Here is a 5,387-nt window from a genome sequence, read left to right on the forward strand (position 1 = left end):
GTATAAAAATTAATATTAAAATAGTTGGCAATATAATTCAAACTATCAACAGAGTAAAATGAAACATGCTGTCCATGTGATAATCCATAATACCACCATTCATCTGGTTTAGGAATTGGATAAGGTAATATATTGGTAGAAAAAATAATATTATCCGTAATTTTTAACATTTTATCTATATCTTTCATTGGAGTAACAAAATGTTCAAAACTTTCAAAAGTACTAATCGCTTTAATATCCTGATTGTCATATTCAAAACCTCGTGAAAAAAGATTTTGAGTATAAGGATCATGCCAATAATACTCAAAACCTATATCCCTCATTAAACGAGTAAATAATCCTGTTCCACCACCATAATCTAAATAATTAGATTTAGTATTGAATAAAACATATAATAAAGTAGTCATTTTTTTAGAGAAACCAATATTTCTCGCTATTATACCAGTATCTTCAATGTTTATAGAGCTTGAATACGCTTCATCTAACCAAAAAGGAGATTCAGTTTGTAAAAAATCACATTCATCACAATGATAATATTTTACAGGGTATTTTGATAAGACTTTAGCTTTAAATTTAAAATTAGTTTCATTATTACATATCTTACATTTCATTTTTAGCTCCTTTAGTGATTTTAATATAAAAAATTACTTTGCTTTTAAATTATTTATCATATCAACCTGTTCCCATGGCATCTCAACATCTCTTCTACCAAAATGACCATAAGCCGCTGTATTTTTATATATTGGCCTTCTTAAATCAAAATTATCAATAATTTTACCCGGTCTTAAATCAAAGTTTTCTCTAATTAATTCCTCGATTTTTTCTTCCTCAATTTTATTGGTACCAAAAGTATCAACACTAATACTAACAGGGTTAGCTACTCCAATAGCATAAGAAATCTGAACTTCACATTTATCAGCTAATTCTGCAGCGACAATATTTTTAGCTACATAACGAGCTGCATAAGAACCAGATCTGTCTACTTTAGTACAGTCTTTACCAGAAAAAGCTCCTCCACCATGTCTACCAGGTCCTCCATAAGTATCAACAATAATTTTTCTGCCGGTTAAACCAGCATCAGCATGAGGTCCCCCTAAAACAAAACGACCAGATGGATTAATCAAGATTTTAGTATCTTCATCTATATATTCTGCTGGAATTACTTTTTTAATTAATTTTTTTGTTAAATCTTCTTTAATGGTTTCCTGACTTACATCTTCAGTATGCTGTGTGGAAACTAAAACAGTATCTATTCTATTAGGTTTATCGTCTATGTATTCCACAGTTACCTGACTTTTACCATCAGGTCTTAAATATTCTAAAACTTCATCTTTTCTTAATTTAGTTAAATTATAAGTAAGTTGATGTGCTAGAGAAATTGGTAAAGGCATTAATTCTTCCGTTTCATTACAGGCATAACCATACATTAAACCCTGATCTCCTGCACCAAGCACTTCATCTTCCATACCTTTATCTCTTATTTCTAATGCTTCATTAACTCCTGCTGCAATATCTGGTGATTGTTCATCAATAGTTGTCATTACAGCACAGGTGCTGTAATCCATACCACTTTTTGCATCATCATAACCAATTTCTTTAATTGTATCTCTCACAATAGAAGGTATATCTACATAGGCATCTGTAGTTATTTCTCCTGTTACCATTACATAACCTGTAGAAATTAAAGTTTCACATGCAACTCTTCCCATTGGATCCTTTTCCATAATTGCATCTAAAATTGCATCTGATATTTGATCACACACTTTATCAGGATGTCCTTCTGTCACTGATTCTGATGTTACTAGTCTTTTTCTAGGCATTCAGTTCTCTCCTTTAATATTTGTCGACAATTAATGATCTATACAATATTCATTCTCCATTTTAATTTGTAATTTTTATTTTTCATTTTCCCAGCTATTAATGTAAGCTTCCTGTTCTTCTTTAAGCTGATCAATTTCTAGTCCTAATGACTGAAGTTTGTATTCTGCTACCATATTATCAATATTGTCAGGTATATTATATACTTGATTATCTAATCCCTGATTTTCATTAAGATATAGTAAAGATGATAACTGCAGAGCAAAAGTCATATCCATAATTTCTGCTGGATGGCCATCTCCTGCTGCCAGGTTTACCAGTCTTCCATCTGCCAGCAGATAAATCTTGCGCCCGTCTTCCATTTCAAACTTTCTAATATTGGCTCTGGCTTCACTCACTTCTACAGCCAGCCTGTTTAAGTCAGGTTTGGAAACTTCTACATCAAAATGACCTGCATTTGATAAAATAGCGCCATCTTTCATTACCTTTAAGTCTTCTTCGTCAATTACATTTTTACAGCCGGTTACTGTAATAAAGAAATCACCTTTTTGGGCTGCTTCCTGCATCGGCATCACTTCAAAACCATCCATCCAGGCTTCACTGGCTTTAATTGGATCAATTTCGGTTACTACTACTCTGGCTCCCAGACCTTTTGCTCTCATGGCTACACCTTTACCACACCAGCCATAACCAGCAACCACTGCAGTTTTACCGGCAACTACTAGGTTGGTTGTTCTCATTATTCCATCCCAGACAGACTGTCCGGTACCATAACGGTTATCAAATAGTGATTTACATTTAGCATCATTAACTGCCATCATGGGAAAAGCTAGGGTTCCATCACTTTCCATTGCTTCCAGGCGGTGAATTCCGGTTGTTGTTTCTTCTGCCCCACCAATAATATTTTCTAGAAGTTCTTTTCTCTCTGTATGTAGAGTCTCAACCATATCTCCACCATCATCGATAATTAAATCCGGCTCAATATTTAAAACCTTATTTAAATGTTCTTTATATTCTTCAGGGGTTGAGCCATACCAGCTGTGAACCATTATTCCGTGAGCAGCCAGTCCGGCTGCTACATCATCCTGGGTAGACAGTGGATTACTGCCGGCAATAGCCACATCTGCACCCAGCTGACTGATCACATAAGCCATATAGGCCGTTTTTGCCTCTAAATGCAGACAGATTGCCACCTTTTTATCTGCCAGCGGCTGTGAATCTTTGTGATCTTTTAAGATTTCATTTAAAATATCCATTTTGTCTGCTACCCACTGGATTTTGCGCCAGCCCTCTTCTGCTAATTCAGGATTTCTAAGTGTTGATTTAGTAATCATATATATTCACTCCAGTTATTTTGTTGTTATAATCCTAATTTTTCATCCAAATGATTTTATAAATATCTATAGGTACAAAAATTGCTCCAATAATTAATGAACATATTGATCCTAAAACCACACCACTATTTCCCATATTTAAATATTTAGCAAAATAAATTGATAACGGTATGTTTATTATTGCAGCAATAATCGAAGTATAAAATTGCACTTTCATACGACTAATTCCATTAGATATATACGCAAATATATTACTCCAGATACGAATTACTATCATAATAGACATCAATATAATAAAACTACCACTTAGATTTAAACTTTCACCTAACCATATTTTTATAATTTCATTACTAAAATAACCAACTATTACTATACCTACCACCAACGGGATCATTAATAATATTAATTTTTTCAAAATATTTTTCATCCAATTATAATCATTCTTAGTATAAGCATCTGTAAAAGCTGACCAGATGGGAGTCAAAATAACAGAAGAGGCTATCAAAAAAACATTAAATAGTTTAAAAAGTATTTGATAAGGAGTAACATGCTCTGGACCTAAAACCTGAGTTATTATCATATTATCAGTAGTAAAAATGATTAATGCGGCAATTTGAATAACAAAAAATTTAATACCAAGATTAAATATATCACTAATTTTTTCTTTTGAGTAATATTTAAAGTTTGGAACAATCTCTCTATACTTTTTAGAATAGAGATAAATATTTGCAAATAAAAATACGACTATGAATGCAATAGAGTAAATTATAGATAAATTTAATAATCCGCCAAAACCTAAAATCTGTAATATATATAATGTTATTACAACTAATAAATTTGAGAAAAATAGTATAGAGGCTGGAACAACAGCATCTTGATTAGCAAAAGAAACTGATTTAATAAGTGATAACAAAAACCTAAACAAATAACCAATAACTAAAATTGTTAATACAATATTTAATCTATTTTCAGTTATTGCCTCAATATTAAATATCCTATTCCAATTAATAAACTTTGAAACAGATAAATAAATGGTTATTAAAACAGAAACAAGTAATCCAAGAATTATATATGAAGTAGAAACGTATTCCTTTGCTTCTATTTCATTTTTATTAGATAAAGACTCAGCGAGTTTGTTCCTCAAACCATTCCCTAAACCTACATCAAAATAGTTTATCCATGATAAAACAGATAAAATTGTTAACCATACTCCATAAATTGCTTTATTACCAATAAAATTATATGTAACTCGAACAAGAAAAAAACTAGTAATCATTGTTAAACTACGAACTAACATTAAAAAAATTATATTTTTAGAAACATTGGATGATCTATCATTATTTATAGAAAATTTACTTAGTAGTTTTTCTATCACAAATTATCTTCTCCTAAAATTTCTTGACTTTAAAAATATAATACATATAAAAAAACCACCTTCCTATTGGAAAGTAGTAGAATACTTACGAGTATTTCTATAGTATTTTCTTTTGCCACCGCAACACCATGATGACTGTGTTGCAGTGAAATAGTTTGTTACATCGCTTCTTAATATTTAAGCATCGCTTAAATATTTCTCATATGTTGTTTTAAAATGTACAGTATGTCAACAAAAGTATATCTAAATCTTTATTCGTGACATCGAATGTCATTTCCTTAAATTTACATTATACTTTGCTAAATATTTCTTAATTTACTCTTGTTAGTTATTTTAATGCATTTTTAATCTAAAATCAACAGAATCAGTGAATTTTTCCCCTTATTTCTTATTTTAATACATTAAAGAACTAAATACAATGAAAATTTATGTCTTATTTTGTCGAAATTAGGTGAAATAATAGAACGATTGTTTTGAATATCATATATGGTTGCACTGCGAAAAGTCCTAATTAAGAATTTCCGACTTATATAATCCCCATCAGGATAAGCTTCTCAACTTGATATAATATCAAAAATCTACTTTTCACAGTGCAACCATATATTTCTTATAAATACCTTTAAAAATAATATTTATATTTTAACATCCTTAAAACTTCCATATTACATGCTGGATCAGATATGTATTACAAAAACGAGCAGAAAAGTCTGCTCGCTACTTGAAAATTTTGTTCCTATAAATTTCAGATTCTGTTATAATTAAAACTATCATTTATGCAGTCTCGGATCAAAGGCATCTCTGAAACCATCACCAACCAGGTTAAAGCCCAGCACTAAAAGTGCAATTGCTATTCCCGGAAA

Annotated in this window: 4 protein-coding genes and 1 pseudogene; all 5 read right to left on the reverse strand. The window is 30.8% G+C overall.

Going from position 1 to position 5,387, the window contains the following annotated elements; genetic code table 11:
* Positions 1-611, reverse strand: a 611-nt coding sequence (locus CI949_RS16220; protein WP_290768186.1) for a class I SAM-dependent methyltransferase, incomplete at its 3' end; no start/stop codon positions are given.
* A gap of 33 nt (positions 612-644) precedes the next feature.
* Positions 645-1,820, reverse strand: a complete 1,176-nt coding sequence (gene metK, locus CI949_RS16225) for a methionine adenosyltransferase (protein WP_290768188.1) — start codon at positions 1,818-1,820, stop codon at positions 645-647.
* Between the two features lie 75 nt (positions 1,821-1,895).
* The gene (locus CI949_RS16230; protein WP_290768190.1) at positions 1,896-3,152 is read right to left on the reverse strand and encodes an adenosylhomocysteinase; all 1,257 of its coding nucleotides are present in this window, start codon (positions 3,150-3,152) and stop codon (positions 1,896-1,898) included.
* A gap of 34 nt (positions 3,153-3,186) precedes the next feature.
* Complete coding sequence (locus CI949_RS16235; protein WP_290768192.1) at positions 3,187-4,527, reverse strand: MATE family efflux transporter; 1,341 nt, start codon at positions 4,525-4,527, stop codon at positions 3,187-3,189.
* Positions 4,528-5,294: 767 nt separating this feature from the next.
* A pseudogene (locus CI949_RS21005) lies at positions 5,295-5,387 on the reverse strand (ABC transporter permease); the annotation flags it as partial.

This window comes from Halanaerobium sp. (assembly GCF_003070835.1).

Coding starts and splice junctions, on each gene's coding strand:
- metK (WP_290768188.1), bottom strand. CDS start 1,820: ATGCCTAGAAAAAGACTAGTAACATCAGAATCAGTGACAGAAGGACAT.
- CI949_RS16230 (WP_290768190.1), bottom strand. CDS start 3,152: ATGATTACTAAATCAACACTTAGAAATCCTGAATTAGCAGAAGAGGGC.